Genomic DNA, 12,895 nt, shown 5'->3' with positions numbered 1-12,895 from the left:
GCCATCCAATCAGTTGACTCGTTACTCGCGCGTACGGAAGATCGGACCTCTCACCCGACTCTCCCCGAGCCCCCCGGGTGTCTCCCCGGGAATCTCCGCGCGAAGGATGGAAACCATGGCGTACGACGCTGATGTGATCGTGATCGGGGCCGGCCTCGCGGGCCTGGTGGCCACCGCCGAACTGGTCGACGCGGGCCGGTCCGTCATCGTCCTCGACCAGGAGCCGGAGCAGTCGACAGGCGGGCAGGCGCACTGGTCCTTCGGCGGACTGTTCTTCGTGGACTCGCCCGAGCAGCGCCGGCTGAGGATCAAGGACAGCCACGCGCTGGCACTCCAGGACTGGATGGGCACGGCGGCCTTCGACCGCCCCGAGGACCACTGGCCGCGCAAGTGGGCCGAGGCGTACGTCGACTTCGCGGCCGGGGAGAAGCGAAGCTGGCTGCACCGGCAGGGCATGCGGTTCTTCCCGGTGGTGGGCTGGGCGGAGCGCGGTGGGTACGACGCGAACGGGCACGGCAATTCCGTACCGCGCTTCCACATCACCTGGGGCACCGGGCCCGGTGTGGTCGAGCCGTTCGAGCGGCGGGTGCGCGAAGGTGTCGCCAAGGGGCTGGTGACCCTCAAGTTCCGGCACCGCGTCACCGGTCTCGGCACCTCGGCGGGGGTCGTGGACACCGTGACCGGCGAGACCCTGGAGCCGAGCGGCGCGGCACGCGGCACCGCGAGCAGCCGTACGGTGGTGGGGGCGTTCGAGCTGAAGGCCCAGGCGGTGATCGTCACGTCGGGCGGTATCGGAGGCAACCACGATCTGGTCCGTGAGCAGTGGCCCGCACGGCTCGGCACCGCGCCGCGCAAGATGCTCTCCGGGGTGCCCGCGCACGTCGACGGCCTGATGATCGGCATCACGGAGGCGGTGGGAGCCCACCACATCAACCGGGACCGGATGTGGCACTACACCGAGGGCATCGAGAACTGGAACCCCATCTGGGACAAGCACGGCATCCGCATTCTGCCCGGCCCGTCCTCGCTCTGGCTGGACGCGCGGGGCCGCCGGCTGCCCGTTCCGCTCTTCCCCGGTTTCGACACACTCGGCACGCTGGAGCACATCATGCGCTCCGGCCACGAGTACACCTGGTTCGTCCTCGACCAGCGCATCATCGGCAAGGAGTTCGCGCTCTCCGGTTCCGAGCAGAACCCCGACCTGACCGGGAAGTCGGTCCGCGACGTCATCGGGCGGGCGCGCGCCGATGTGCCGGGGCCGGTGCGGGCGTTCATGGACCGGGGTGTCGACTTCGTCGTCGAGAAGGACCTCGGCGCGCTCGTCCGGGGCATGAACGCGCTCACCGACGAGCCGCTGATCGAGGAGGCCGCGCTGCGCCGCGAAATCGCCGCGCGCGACCGGGAGATCGCCAATCCCTTCACCAAGGACCTCCAGGTCACAGCGGTCCGGGGAGCACGGAAGTACCTGGGCGACAAGTTGATACGTACGGCTGCCCCGCACCGGATCCTCGACCCGGCGGCGGGTCCCCTGATCGCCGTACGGCTGAACATCCTGACCCGTAAATCCCTCGGCGGCCTGGAGACCGACCTGTCCTCACGGGTGCTGACCGAGGCGGGCGACCCGCTGCCCGGCGTCTACGCGGCGGGCGAGGCGGCCGGCTTCGGCGGCGGCGGGGTCCATGGCTACCGCTCCCTGGAAGGCACGTTCCTGGGCGGCTGCATCTTCTCGGGGCGTACGGCGGGCAGGGCGGTCGCGAAGGCGGTCGGGTAACGGTCCGGTGGTGGCGCGACGGTGATCGGCCCAACGGCCGACGGCGGCCGGGGCCGGGTCGACGGCGAGTCAATCCCCGTACTCCGCTGGACAGTTGGCCGTACTTTGTCCCGAGAAGACCTTGACGTGAGACCTTGCCTACCGATTTGCTGTCCGCGATCATCGCCCGTATATGTGCCCCGGAGGAACCCGCGGATGTCCCCGCCTCCGCCGCCGCTGGGCCGCTCACGAAGACGGGGCCCGCGCTCGGGCCACTTCTTCGATCCGGCCCTCGGCGACGCCGAACTCGTATTAGCAAGAGACCAGTTGGCCAAAGGGCGCTGGCCCGAGACGCGCAACCTGCTCGCCGGAACCGGCGACGACTGGGACCGGCGAGGCCACCGTACGGTCGTCCTCGCCCAGGCATCCGGCGCCCTCGTCTGGGCCCGGGACTGGCTGCTCGCCGAACCCGAGAGCCCCGACGCCGCCACCCTCCTCGGCTGCGCCACCGTCATCGGCGCGCTGCGCGGCGAAGAACGTGAACAGCACGCGCGGGAGGCCTGCCGTGACGCGATCCGGCGGGCGCCCGCCGACCCCACACCCTGGCTCGCCCTGCTGCTCCTCGCCCGTACGCTCGGTACGGACGAAGAGACCGCGCGGCTCTTCGACGAGGTCAGGACCCGCCACCCGGACCATCACCACGCGCACCACCTGATGGCGGCGAGGCTCGCGGAACGGAAGACCGACGCGAGCCAGTACCCGCTCCACGAGGTCTACGACTTCGCCGCCTGGGCCGCCGAACAGGCGCCCGCGGACTCGCCGCTCGCGATCCTCCCCGTGGTGGCCCACGCCGAGCGCTACCGCGTCCTGGCCGCGTCCGGGCGCGAGCCCGCCGACCCGGCCGCCTCCGGCCACTGGACCGGCCGGCGCGCCCGGCAGGTGCTCAAGGGCGCGTTCGACTGGTGGCTGGAGTGGGAGAGCGAGGAGCATCCGCGGCACCGCGTCGACCTCAACTTCCTGGCCCACGCCCAATTCCACGACGGGCGGCTCGCCGAGGCGGCCGCGCTGTTCCTGCGTATCGGCCCGCACAGCACCAGGGCTCCCTGGTCGTATCCGGACCGGGAACCCCACGCCGCCTTTCGCGCCGCGCGTGACGCCGCGTTCGGCGCCGCTTGAACGACCCGCACGTCTCGTACGCCCGCACCCCGCACTGCCCGGACTCTGCGCACCCCTCAACCGGAAGGACCCCCCTGTCATCATGCCAACGGGCAGACGGAGCAGTTCAAAAGTCGGCAGTTCAAGAGTGAGCAGTTCAAGAGCGAGCAGCTCAAGACCGGGCAACTCACGTACGAGCGCCTCGGCGACGAGCGGTATCAGCACTTTCAAGGGTCAGGAACGGGCGCTGCGCGCGGACCGACTCGGCACAGCGGGCCTGCTGCTCTCCCTGCTCGCCGCCGCCGCGCCCCTGGTGGGCGTCGCCGCGGTCATGCCGGTCGCCTTCGCGGTGAGCGGCACCGTCGGCCAGCCGCTGCTCTTCGTCCTCGTGGGCGCCGTCCTGGTCCTCTTCAGCGCCGGGTACGCGGAGATGAGCCGCCACGTCCACAACGCCGGGGCCTTCTACGCGTACATCGCCCGAGGCCTGGGCCCGACCGCCGGAGTCGGCGCCTCGCTGGTGGCCCTGGTCTCGTACAGCGCCCTGCAGACCGGTCTCTACGGCATCTTCGGGTACGAGGTCTCCGGGCTCCTCGCCACCTGCCTCGACGCCGAACCCGCCTGGTGGATCCCGGCGTTCGCCGCCGTTGTCGTCATCGGTACGCTCGGCGCTCTGAAGATCGGCCCGAACGCCAAGGTGATCGGCGTCCTGCTGGCCGTCGAGGTCGCCCTGGTGGTCGTCTTCGGCATCGCCACCGTGGGGGACCTGGCCGGGGAAGGCCTCTCCCCGCACGTCTTCCATCCCGACACCCTGGCCGGTGCCGGTGCCGGTGCCGGTGCCGGTGCCGGTGCCGGTGCCGCGCTGTGCTTCTGCGTCGTGGCCTTCACCGGCTTCGAGCAGGGACCGCTCTACGCGGAGGAGACCGGCCGCCCGCAGGTGGCCGTCTCCCGCACGATGTACCTCGCCGTGGGACTCGTCGCCGTCTTCCTCACGTTCAGCTCCTGGGCCATGACCGCAGCCGCGAGCCCCTCCGGCGTCGTCGGCGCCGCCCGCGAGGACGGGCCGATGCTGCTCTTCACCCTCGCCGAAGCCCGGCTCGGGCCGGCCTACGCCGACGTCCTGCACGTCCTCTTCGTCACCGGCGTGTTCGCCGGGCTGCTCAGCTTCCACAACGTCGTCGCCCGCTACGCCTTCGCCATGGGGCGCGAGCGCCTGCTGCCCGCCGCCTTCGGCCGTTCGCGGCATTCCGGCGCAGCCCCGGCCACCGGCTCACTGCTCCAGAGCGCGGTGTCCGTCGCCGCCGTCCTCGCCTTCGCCCTGACCGACGACAGGCCTGCCGGCGACCCGACCGTCCCGGTGCTGCGCCTCTTCACCTGGACGGTCAACGTCGGCGCGCTCGGCATCATCGTGCTGATGGCCACGGCGTGCCTCGCCGTCATCGTCTTCTTCGTACGGCGCGGGGCGGCGCGCCCGCAGGCCCCGCGCCTGGCCGCCGCCGGGCTGGCGGGCCTCGCACTGGTGGCCATGGCCGTCTGGGCCGTCAAGGATTTCGACGTCCTGGTCAGCGCCGGCGCCGGCCCCGGCTCGCCGCTGGGCCGGATCCTGCCCGGGATCATCGGCCTCGCACTGGTCGGCGGGACGCTGTACGGACTGGTTCTGCGCTTCGCCAGGCCCGAGGTGCACGCCCGCATCGGACTCGGCAACGAGGCCTTCCAGCTGGAGAAGGCGGCCGAGTCGGAGAAGGCCGGAGCCGGTGCTCGCGGGCCGGGCCCCGGCCCGAACGCGACGAAAGTCTGACGGATTCCCACGGTCGCTGGATTCCGCGGGCCACGGGTGTTCTCCTCGGTGAGTGAATCCTCAACAGAGTGAGCCCGAAGGCCCGCCCGTAGGGCGGCGCCTGGTGCTCTCCATGCTCGGCCTGGGCGCCGCGGGACTTGTCACGGCGCCCCATCTCCAGCGCGGTCTCGAAGCGTTCCTGGGCTCGGCCGCCGACAAGGACCCGACCGGCCTGACCGGACTGCTGCCCAACGGCGGCGGCTTCCGCTACTACTCGGTCGCGTCCTCCGTACCCCGTAAAGGGCCGGACACCTACCGGCTGACCGTCGACGGCCTGGTCGACCGGCCCGGCACGTACACCCTCGACGCCCTGCGGAAGCTGCCGCGCACCCGGATCGTCCGCGACGTGCAGTGCGTGACCGGCTGGCGTGTCCCGCACACGCCCTTCGAAGGCGTACGGCTCTCCCGGCTCCTCGACGCGGCCGGGGTACAGCCCGGGGCCAAGGCGGTCCGCTTCACCTGCTTCGACGGCATGTACAGCGAGAGCCTCACGCTCCAGCAGGCCCGCCGCGCCGATGTGATGGTCGCCCTGACCATGCGGGACAAGCCGATCGGGCACGCGCATGGCGGCCCGGTCCGGCTCTATGTGGCGCCGATGTACTTCTACAAGTCGGCGAAATGGCTCTCCGGGATCTCCGTCACCTCCGACGTCAGGCCCGGCTACTGGGAGGAGCGCGGCTATGACGTCGACGCCTGGGTCGGCCGGTCCAACGGCCGCGACGACACCCCCACCGTCTGAGCCCGGCGCCACCGGACCCGGTGCGTCCGCAGGACGGGCCCGCAGGCGCTTCAGCCGCGCCGAGCGCTGGGTGCACCGCACCGCCGCCGCCCTGATGCTGCTGTGCGTGGCGACCGCGGCCTGCCTGTACCTGCCCCCGCTCGCCGAACTCGTCGGCCGCCGCTACCTCGTCGTCACCGTCCACGAGTGGTCCGGACTGCTGCTGCCGGTGCCCGTCCTGCTCGGCCTCGGCTCCCGCGCGTTCCGTGCCGATCTGGGCCGGCTGAACCGGTTCGCGCCGTACGACAAGGAGTGGCTGCGCGCGGTAGGGCGGCGCGACGCCCGCCCCGGCTCGCGGCCGGCCGGGAAGTTCAACGCGGGTCAGAAGCTCTACGCGGCCTGGATCGCGGGCGCCGTGCTGGTGATGCTGGGGACCGGGCTGCTCATGTGGTTCACCGGGCTCGCCCCGGTCGTGTGGCGTACGAGCGCCACCTTTGTCCATGACTGGCTGGCCCTGGCCATCGGCGTGGTGCTCGCAGGGCACATCGGGATGGCGTACGGGGACCCGCAGGCGCGGCGCGGAATGCGCACCGGCTCGGTGGAACGCGGGTGGGCGGAGCGGGAGCACCCGCACTGGAAAGAGGAGTGACCCGCCCCGCCCGTATCAACAGCCCGACAGCGCCCAACGGCACCGGCCCAACAGCCCAGCAGCGCCTATGCCTATGCGGTCGGCGCCTATGCGGCTGGCGCCTATGCGGCCGGCGCTCACGCGGCTACAACACCAGCGAGAGCAGCAGCACGAAGCCGAGACCGACCACCGAGATGATGGTCTCCATCACCGACCAGGTCTTCAGCGTCTGGCCGACGCTCATCCCGAAGTACTCCTTCACCAGCCAGAATCCCGCGTCGTTCACATGGCTGAAGAAGACCGAGCCCGCTCCGATCGCCAGCACCAGCAGCGCGGCGTGCGCCGTCGACATGTCCGCCGCGAGTGGCGCGGCGAGACCGGCCGCCGAGATGGTCGCCACGGTCGCCGAGCCGGTGGCCAGCCGGATCGCCACCGCGATCAGCCAGGCCAGCAGCAGGGCCGGGATCGACCAGTCCTTGGAGATGTCCAGGATCATCTGGCCCACTCCGGAGTCGACCAGCGTCTGCTTGAAGCCGCCGCCCGCGCCGACGATCATCAGTACGCCCGCGATCGGGGCGAGTGACTTCTCGACCGTCGAGGAGAGCCGGTCCTTGGCGAATCCGGCCGCGCGCCCCAGCGTGAACAGGCCCACCAGTACGGCGGCGAGCAGCGCGATCAGCGGGGAGCCGACGACGTCCGCGACCCGCTGGACGGTGTTCGTCGGATCGTCCACGACGATGTCCACGAGCGCCTTGCCCAGCATCATGACGACGGGCAGCAGCACGGTGGCGACGGTCGCGCCGAAGCTCGGACGCTTCTTCAGATCGTCCGAGGTGCGCTGCGGCACCATCGTCTCGGGCGCCGGGATGTCCACCCAGCGGGCGGCGTACTTGGAGAAGAGCGGCCCCGCGATGATCACGGTCGGGACGGCGACCACGACACCCAGCGCCAGCGTGACGCCGAGGTTGGCGCCGATGGAGTCGATCGCGACCAGTGGCCCGGGGTGCGGCGGGATCAGGCCGTGCATCACGGAGAGCCCGGCCAGCGCCGGAATGCCGATCCGCATCAGCGAGTAGTTGCCGCGCTTGGCGACCAGCAGCACCACCGGGATCAGCAGCACGATGCCGACCTCGAAGAAGAGCGGCAGCCCGATGACCGAGGCGATGAGGACCATCGCCCAGGGCATGGCGCGCCCGCTCGCCCTGGCGAGGATCGTGTCGACGATCTGGTCGGCGCCGCCGGAGTCGGCCAGCAGCTTGCCGAGGATCGCACCGAGTGCGATCAGTACCCCCACGCCCGCGACCGTGGAGCCGAGACCGGCGGTGAAGCTGGTGATCACCTTGTCCAGCGGGGCGCCCGCGAAGGCCCCCAGCGCCAGCGAGCCGATGGTCAACGCCAGGAAGGCGTGCAGTTTGAAGGTGGTGATGAGGAGGACGATGACGGCTATACCGGCGAGGACCGCTATGCCCAACTGCGCGTTGCCCGCCGAGGTGATCGGCTCGACGGCATCCGCTGCCAGCGTCTCGACACTGAGACTGCTCACGGGACTTCCTTTACTTGCTTCAGCTGTCGAACCGGCGCAGCGCGGCGACGGCCCGTTCGGTGATGTCCTCGGGGGAACCGGCCACATCCACGGCGACGCCCGCCTCGTCGGCCCCCAGCTCCTCCAGGGCGGCGAACTGGGAGTCGATCAGCGCGGTGGGCATGAAGTGCCCCTTGCGCTCCGCCATCCGCTGCTCGATGAGAGGCCGGTCGCCGCTCAGGTGGAGGAAGACCGCGTCGGGGGCGGCGGCCCGCAGCCGGTCCCGGTAGGAGCGCTTGAGCGCGGAACTGCTGACCACGCCACCGAGCCCCGCCCGGCCGTGTGCCCAGGTGCCGATCGCGTCGAGCCAGGGCCACCGGTCCGTGTCCTCCAGCGGGGTGCCGGCGGACATCTTGGCGATGTTCTCCGGCGGGTGGAAATCGTCGCCCTCGGCGTACGGAACGCCCAGTGCGGCGGCGAGCAGGGGGCCGACCGTGGTCTTGCCGGTGCCTGCCACGCCCATCACCACGACGACGTGGGGGGTGCTCATTGGTGCCTCGCTGTCTTCCTCGACATCGGTCCGCATCGGTCCGCGGACATGGGTCCGTCGCGTAACTGAAACGCATTAGGTACGACGTATTCAAGAGGGTGTGATGTAAACGTAGTACTTTATTCTGGGCGTCATGGCCCCGTAGGCTTGCGCCATGACCACAGAAGGCCGGGGCTTGCATACCCGTGTGCTGGACGCTCTCGGCCTCGCCATCACCGCGGGTGAGTACCCCGCGGGCAGTGTGGTGCGCACCGACGAGGTGGCCCAGCGCTTCGATGTCTCGCGCACCGTCGTCCGCGAGGTCGTCCGGGTCCTCGAATCGATGCATCTCGTGGCGTCCCGGCGCCGGGTGGGCGTGACCGTACGTCCCACCGAGGAGTGGAACGTCTACGATCCGCAGGTCATCCGCTGGCGCCTGGCCGGCGCCGACCGGCCCCGCCAGCTGCGCTCACTGACCGTGCTGCGCTCCGCGGTCGAACCGGTCGCGGCGGGACTCGCCGCCCGGCACGCCACGCCCGAGCAGTGCGCCGCCCTGACCGAGCGGGCGCTCGGGATGGTCGCCACCTCGCGGGGCCGGCGGCTGGAGGAGTACCTGGTCCACGACGTCGCCTTCCACCGGGTGGTGCTGAACGCGTCCGGCAACGAGATGTTCGCCCGGCTCGGCGATGTGGTCGCGGAGGTCCTCACCGGCCGCACGCACCACCAGGTGATGTTCGACGACCCGGACCCGGCAGCCGTGACCCTGCACGTGGGGGTCGCCGAGGCCGTCCGTGAGGGCGACGCCGTCCGGGCGGAGGAACTCACCCGGGAAATCGCGGTGGGCGCGCTCCAGGAACTGGACGTACTGGCCCCCTGACCGGCCGCTCCTTCATCTTCTTCGGCCGCCTGCCGGCGAGCGCCGATGCGTCAGCACCCCCCTCCGCGCGGGATAGTGGGGAAGAACGAATCGTTCGAGTGTTCCGAAGGTCTTGAGCGTTCCGCGTGCGAGGAAAGGCAGGTCCAGGCATGGCGCAGCAGGTGCAAGGGGTCATCGCCCCCGGCAAGAACGAGCCGGTACGGGTGGAGACCATCGTCGTACCCGACCCCGGCCCCGGCGAGGCCGTGGTGAAGGTGCAGACGTGCGGCGTCTGCCACACCGATCTGCACTACAAGCAGGGCGGGATCAACGACGACTTCCCCTTCCTCCTCGGCCACGAGGCCGCGGGCGTGGTGGAGGCGGTGGGCGACGGTGTCACGGAGGTCGCCCCCGGCGACTTCGTCGTCCTCAACTGGCGTGCGGTGTGCGGGACCTGCCGTGCCTGTCTGCGCGGCCGCCCCCAGTACTGCTTCAACACCCACAACGCCCGCCAGAAGATGACACTGACCGACGGTACGGAACTCTCCCCGGCCCTCGGCATCGGCGCCTTCGCCGAGAAGACCCTGGTCGCGGCCGGTCAGTGCACCAAGGTCGACCCGAGTGTCCCGCCGGCCGTGGCCGGACTGCTCGGCTGCGGTGTGATGGCGGGCATCGGCGCCGCGATCAACACCGGTCGGGTCGGCCGCGGTGACTCCGTCGCCGTCATCGGCTGCGGTGGCGTCGGGGACGCGGCGATCGTCGGCGCGCGCCTCGCCGGCGCGGCCCGGATCATCGCCGTCGACATCGACGACCGCAAGCTGGAGACGGCGAAGTCGATGGGCGCCACCCACACCGTCAACTCCCGCTCCACCGACGCCGTCGAGGCGATCCGCGAGCTGACCGGGGGCTTCGGCGCCGACGTCGTCATCGAGGCGGTGGGCCGCCCGGAGACGTACGAGCAGGCCTTCTACGCCCGTGACCTGGCCGGGACCGTCGTCCTGGTCGGCGTCCCCACTCCCGAGATGAAGCTCGAACTGCCGCTGCTCGACGTCTTCGGCCGCGGTGGTTCGCTCAAATCCTCGTGGTACGGCGACTGTCTGCCGTCCCGCGACTTCCCGATGCTCGTCGACCTCCACCAGCAGGGCCGTATCGACCTCGGTGCCTTCGTCACCGAGACCGTCGGCCTCGGCGATGTGGAGAAGGCCTTCGCCCGGATGCACGACGGCGATGTGCTGCGTTCGGTGGTGGTGCTGTGATGACCGCCCGTATCGACCATCTGGTCACCTCCGGCACCTTCTCGCTCGACGGCGGCACCTGGGAGGTCGACAACAACGTCTGGATCGTCGGTGACGACTCCGAGGCGATCGTCATCGACGCCGCACACGACCCGGCGGCCATCGAGGCCGTGCTGAACGGCCGTACGGTGCGCGCCATCGTCTGCACGCACGCCCACGACGACCACATCGACGCGGCCCCGGCCCTCGCCGCCGCCACCAGTGCGCCCGTCCTGCTGCACCCGGACGACCTGCCGCTGTGGAAGCAGACCTTCCCCGGGCACGTCCCGGACGAGAACCTGTCCGACGGCGACACCCTCACCGTCGCGGGAATCACGCTCACCGTGCTCCACACGCCGGGGCACGCGCCGGGCGCTGTGTGCCTGTACGCCCCCGAACTGTCGACGGTCTTCACCGGCGACACGCTCTTCCAGGGCGGCCCCGGCGCCACCGGCCGGTCGTACTCGGACTTCCCGACGATCATCGACTCGATCCGCGACCGGCTCCTCGGCCTGCCACCGGAGACGGTGGTCCGTACGGGACACGGCGACTCGACCACGATCGGCGCGGAGGCACCGCGGCTGGAGGAATGGATTCAGCGGGGCCACTGAGAATGCGGCGAGGTCACCGAGAGGCGCCGGGACACAGCCGGAGCCGGCTCTCGAAGCGGTGCGGTTCGCCCGTCAGCGGATCGGTGAACTCCAGGATTTTCGCGAGGAGTTCCAGCGGCCGGGTGTAGTCGTCGGGTGCCTCGTCCAGCACGACGGGATAGACGGGGTCACCCACGAGCGGCAGCCCCAGGCTGTTCATATGCACCCGCAACTGATGGGTTCGGCCGGTGGCCGGCAGCAGCCGGTAGCGGCCGAACCCACCCCGGTGCTCCAGCAGTTCGATCCGGCTCTCACTGTTCGGCTCGCCCGGCACCTCCCGGGCGGCCAGCACACCGCGCTCCTTCTCGATCCGGCTGCGCACCGTGACGGGCAGCGTCACCGAGGGGTCGTACGGCGCCACCGCCTCGTACTCCTTGCGCACCCGCCGGTCCCGGAACATCGTCTGGTACGCCCCACGGTCCCCGGCCCGTACGACGAAGAGCGCGAGCCCCGCCGTCAGCCGGTCGAGCCGGTGCGCGGGCTGCAATTCGGTCAGGCCCAGATCCCGCCGCAGCCGTGCCAGCGCCGTGTCGGTGATGTGCCGCCCGCGCGGTGTGGTGGCCAGGAAATGCGGCTTGTCCGCGACGACGATCCGCTCGTCCCGGTGGACGATTCCGATCTCGAAGGGCACCCGCGCCTCCGCGGCGAAGTCCCGGTGGAACCACACGTACCGCCCGGCCGTGTACGGCTCGGCGCCCCCGACGACGCCGTCCAGCCCGACGAACCGCCCCTCCCGGAGCATCGCGTCGAGGCGCCCGACCCCGATGGCCTCCCCGAAGCGCGCGAGGAGATGGTCCCGTACGGTCGGCCAGAGACGGTCGGGATCCTCCGGCAGCCGCAGGCGCACCGGATCGATCCCGTCGCGCTGGGGGAGGGGCGGGGGCGGCGGAGGCCGGTGTCTGCGTGCCACGTGTCGCGCGTCTTTCGTCGCCCGCGCGGCGCCGGGGCGACGGAGTACCCGGAGCCCCTGGAGCGGCACGGTCGGTGGGGGTGCCAGGGCGGCGAGTGTACCGGGGTACGGCATTCGGTCGCCGCTCGGGCGGCGCGGCGGTATGAGTCGGGTTCCGATGCTGGTCACGCGCATGATGGTCCGGTGATCAGTGTCCTGTTCGCCATCCTGACCGCGATCAGCAACGCCTCCGGCGCGGTGTTCCAGCGTCGCGCCGCGGCCACCGTTCCCGATTCCGAGGCCATGCGGCTCGCACTGATCCGGCAACTGCTGCGGCAGAAGGTGTGGCTGGCCGGGATCGGGCTGGTGATGGTGGCGGCGGTGTGCCAGGCGGTGGCGCTCGCCACCGGGCCGATCGCCGTGGTGCAGCCGATCTTCGTCATCGAGCTGCCAGCGACCCTGCTGATCGCCGGATATGTCTTCCGGGCCGGGCTGCCCCGCTCCGTCTGGGCCGGCGTGGCGGCGGTGACCTGTGGACTCGCGCTGGGGATGACCGCCGCCGCGCCGGGCGGCGGCAGCCAGAGCGTGCACGGTCTCGCGTGGATCCCGGCGCTGATCCTCACCGGGGTCTTCGAGGCCCTGGTGATCATCTGGTCCCTGCGGCTGCGGGGCAACGCGCGGGCGGCGCTGTTCGGACTCGCGGCCGCCTGCGCCTACGCGCTGACCGCCGCGCTGATGAAGGACGCCGTGGCCCCCCTCGACCACGGCGGCGGCGCGGCGGCTCTCTTCTCTTCCTGGCAGCTCTACGCCACCGGAATCGCCGGGGTGGGGGCGCTTTTCCTGCTGCAGAACGCCCTCCAGGCGGGCTCGTTGGCCGCCTCGCAGCCGATGCTCACCCTCGGCGACGCGCTGATCAGCATCACGTACGGCGTGACCCTGTTCGGCGAGACCGTACGTACCGGCTGGTGGCTGCTGCCCGAACTCGCCGCGGTCGGCCTGATCACGGCGGGCTGCGTGGACCTGGCCCGCTCCCCGCTGGCCGGCGGCAAACCGCCGCCGCCCCGGCGCGTCCGCTGACGGCAGCCGGAGG

The 12,895-nt window shown here is 71.3% G+C and carries 12 protein-coding genes; 9 read left to right on the top strand and 3 right to left on the bottom strand.

Annotation, left to right across the window (positions count from 1 at the left end):
* The first annotated feature begins 115 nt into the window (after positions 1 to 115).
* The 5 genes from ACIOJD_RS30230 (at position 116) to ACIOJD_RS30210 (ending at position 6,106) form a co-directional block, all read left to right on the top strand.
* Positions 116 to 1,771, top strand: coding sequence for an FAD-binding dehydrogenase (locus ACIOJD_RS30230; RefSeq protein ID WP_401919234.1), 1,656 nt, complete (start codon positions 116 to 118; stop codon positions 1,769 to 1,771).
* Between the two features lie 195 nt (positions 1,772 to 1,966).
* Positions 1,967 to 2,926 (top strand): hypothetical protein, encoded by a 960-nt coding sequence (locus tag ACIOJD_RS30225; RefSeq protein WP_401919233.1) that lies wholly within the window; start codon positions 1,967 to 1,969, stop codon positions 2,924 to 2,926.
* Between the two features lie 127 nt (positions 2,927 to 3,053).
* Positions 3,054 to 4,700, top strand: a complete 1,647-nt coding sequence (locus ACIOJD_RS30220; protein ID WP_401919231.1) for an APC family permease — start codon at positions 3,054 to 3,056, stop codon at positions 4,698 to 4,700.
* Positions 4,701 to 4,812: 112 nt separating this feature from the next.
* Positions 4,813 to 5,478 carry a molybdopterin-dependent oxidoreductase gene (locus ACIOJD_RS30215; RefSeq protein ID WP_401919400.1) on the top strand — a complete coding sequence of 222 codons (666 nt, stop codon included), beginning with the start codon at positions 4,813 to 4,815 and terminating at the stop codon, positions 5,476 to 5,478.
* The gene (locus tag ACIOJD_RS30210; RefSeq protein ID WP_401919230.1) at positions 5,420 to 6,106 is read left to right on the top strand and encodes a cytochrome b/b6 domain-containing protein; all 687 of its coding nucleotides are present in this window, start codon (positions 5,420 to 5,422) and stop codon (positions 6,104 to 6,106) included. Before ACIOJD_RS30215 ends, ACIOJD_RS30210 begins: the two co-directional genes overlap by 59 nt.
* Positions 6,107 to 6,230: 124 nt before the next feature.
* On the opposite strand, the gene ACIOJD_RS30205 is transcribed toward ACIOJD_RS30210, so the two are convergent.
* Both ACIOJD_RS30205 and ACIOJD_RS30200 read right to left on the bottom strand, forming a co-directional pair.
* Positions 6,231 to 7,628, bottom strand: a complete 1,398-nt coding sequence (locus ACIOJD_RS30205; RefSeq protein ID WP_401919228.1) for a gluconate:H+ symporter — start codon at positions 7,626 to 7,628, stop codon at positions 6,231 to 6,233.
* Between the two features lie 19 nt (positions 7,629 to 7,647).
* Positions 7,648 to 8,157 (bottom strand): gluconokinase, encoded by a 510-nt coding sequence (locus tag ACIOJD_RS30200; RefSeq protein WP_401919227.1) that lies wholly within the window; start codon positions 8,155 to 8,157, stop codon positions 7,648 to 7,650.
* A 154-nt stretch (positions 8,158 to 8,311) separates the two neighbouring features.
* Here ACIOJD_RS30200 and ACIOJD_RS30195 point away from each other — a divergent pair, with 154 nt between their 5' ends.
* The 3 genes from ACIOJD_RS30195 (at position 8,312) to ACIOJD_RS30185 (ending at position 10,877) form a co-directional block, all read left to right on the top strand.
* Positions 8,312 to 9,013 carry a FadR/GntR family transcriptional regulator gene (locus tag ACIOJD_RS30195; protein WP_401919226.1) on the top strand — a complete coding sequence of 234 codons (702 nt, stop codon included), beginning with the start codon at positions 8,312 to 8,314 and terminating at the stop codon, positions 9,011 to 9,013.
* 149 nt (positions 9,014 to 9,162) lie between these two features.
* The gene (locus ACIOJD_RS30190; protein WP_401919225.1) at positions 9,163 to 10,248 is read left to right on the top strand and encodes an S-(hydroxymethyl)mycothiol dehydrogenase; all 1,086 of its coding nucleotides are present in this window, start codon (positions 9,163 to 9,165) and stop codon (positions 10,246 to 10,248) included.
* The gene (locus ACIOJD_RS30185) at positions 10,248 to 10,877 is read left to right on the top strand and encodes an MBL fold metallo-hydrolase (protein WP_401919224.1); all 630 of its coding nucleotides are present in this window, start codon (positions 10,248 to 10,250) and stop codon (positions 10,875 to 10,877) included. Before ACIOJD_RS30190 ends, ACIOJD_RS30185 begins: the two co-directional genes overlap by 1 nt.
* A gap of 13 nt (positions 10,878 to 10,890) precedes the next feature.
* Here the strand turns inward: ACIOJD_RS30185 and ACIOJD_RS30180 are convergent, their stop codons facing one another.
* On the bottom strand, positions 10,891 to 11,826 hold the full coding sequence (locus ACIOJD_RS30180) for an RluA family pseudouridine synthase (protein WP_401919223.1): 936 nt from the start codon (positions 11,824 to 11,826) through the stop codon (positions 10,891 to 10,893).
* 183 nt (positions 11,827 to 12,009) lie between these two features.
* On the opposite strand from ACIOJD_RS30180, the gene ACIOJD_RS30175 reads away from it, so the two are divergent.
* Positions 12,010 to 12,882 (top strand): DMT family transporter, encoded by an 873-nt coding sequence (locus ACIOJD_RS30175; protein ID WP_401919221.1) that lies wholly within the window; start codon positions 12,010 to 12,012, stop codon positions 12,880 to 12,882.
* Positions 12,883 to 12,895: the final 13 nt, after the last annotated feature.

The sequence above is a fragment of the Streptomyces sp. NPDC088116 genome (assembly GCF_044741745.1).
Lineage (GTDB): Bacteria > Actinomycetota > Actinomycetes > Streptomycetales > Streptomycetaceae > Streptomyces.
The sequence above is the reverse complement of the archived record's forward strand: the minus strand, read 5'-3'. Positions and strand labels throughout refer to the sequence as shown.

What these genes read in the sequence shown, in the direction of transcription:
- ACIOJD_RS30195 (WP_401919226.1), top strand. Translation starts at nt 8,312, where the DNA reads ATGACCACAGAAGGCCGGGGCTTGCATACCCGTGTGCTGGACGCTCTC.
- ACIOJD_RS30185 (WP_401919224.1), top strand. Translation starts at nt 10,248, where the DNA reads ATGACCGCCCGTATCGACCATCTGGTCACCTCCGGCACCTTCTCGCTC.
- ACIOJD_RS30230 (WP_401919234.1), top strand. Translation starts at nt 116, where the DNA reads ATGGCGTACGACGCTGATGTGATCGTGATCGGGGCCGGCCTCGCGGGC.
- ACIOJD_RS30190 (WP_401919225.1), top strand. Translation starts at nt 9,163, where the DNA reads ATGGCGCAGCAGGTGCAAGGGGTCATCGCCCCCGGCAAGAACGAGCCG.
- ACIOJD_RS30200 (WP_401919227.1), bottom strand. Translation starts at nt 8,157, where the DNA reads ATGAGCACCCCCCACGTCGTCGTGGTGATGGGCGTGGCAGGCACCGGC.
- ACIOJD_RS30215 (WP_401919400.1), top strand. Translation starts at nt 4,813, where the DNA reads ATGCTCGGCCTGGGCGCCGCGGGACTTGTCACGGCGCCCCATCTCCAG.
- ACIOJD_RS30225 (WP_401919233.1), top strand. Translation starts at nt 1,967, where the DNA reads ATGTCCCCGCCTCCGCCGCCGCTGGGCCGCTCACGAAGACGGGGCCCG.
- ACIOJD_RS30210 (WP_401919230.1), top strand. Translation starts at nt 5,420, where the DNA reads ATGACGTCGACGCCTGGGTCGGCCGGTCCAACGGCCGCGACGACACCC.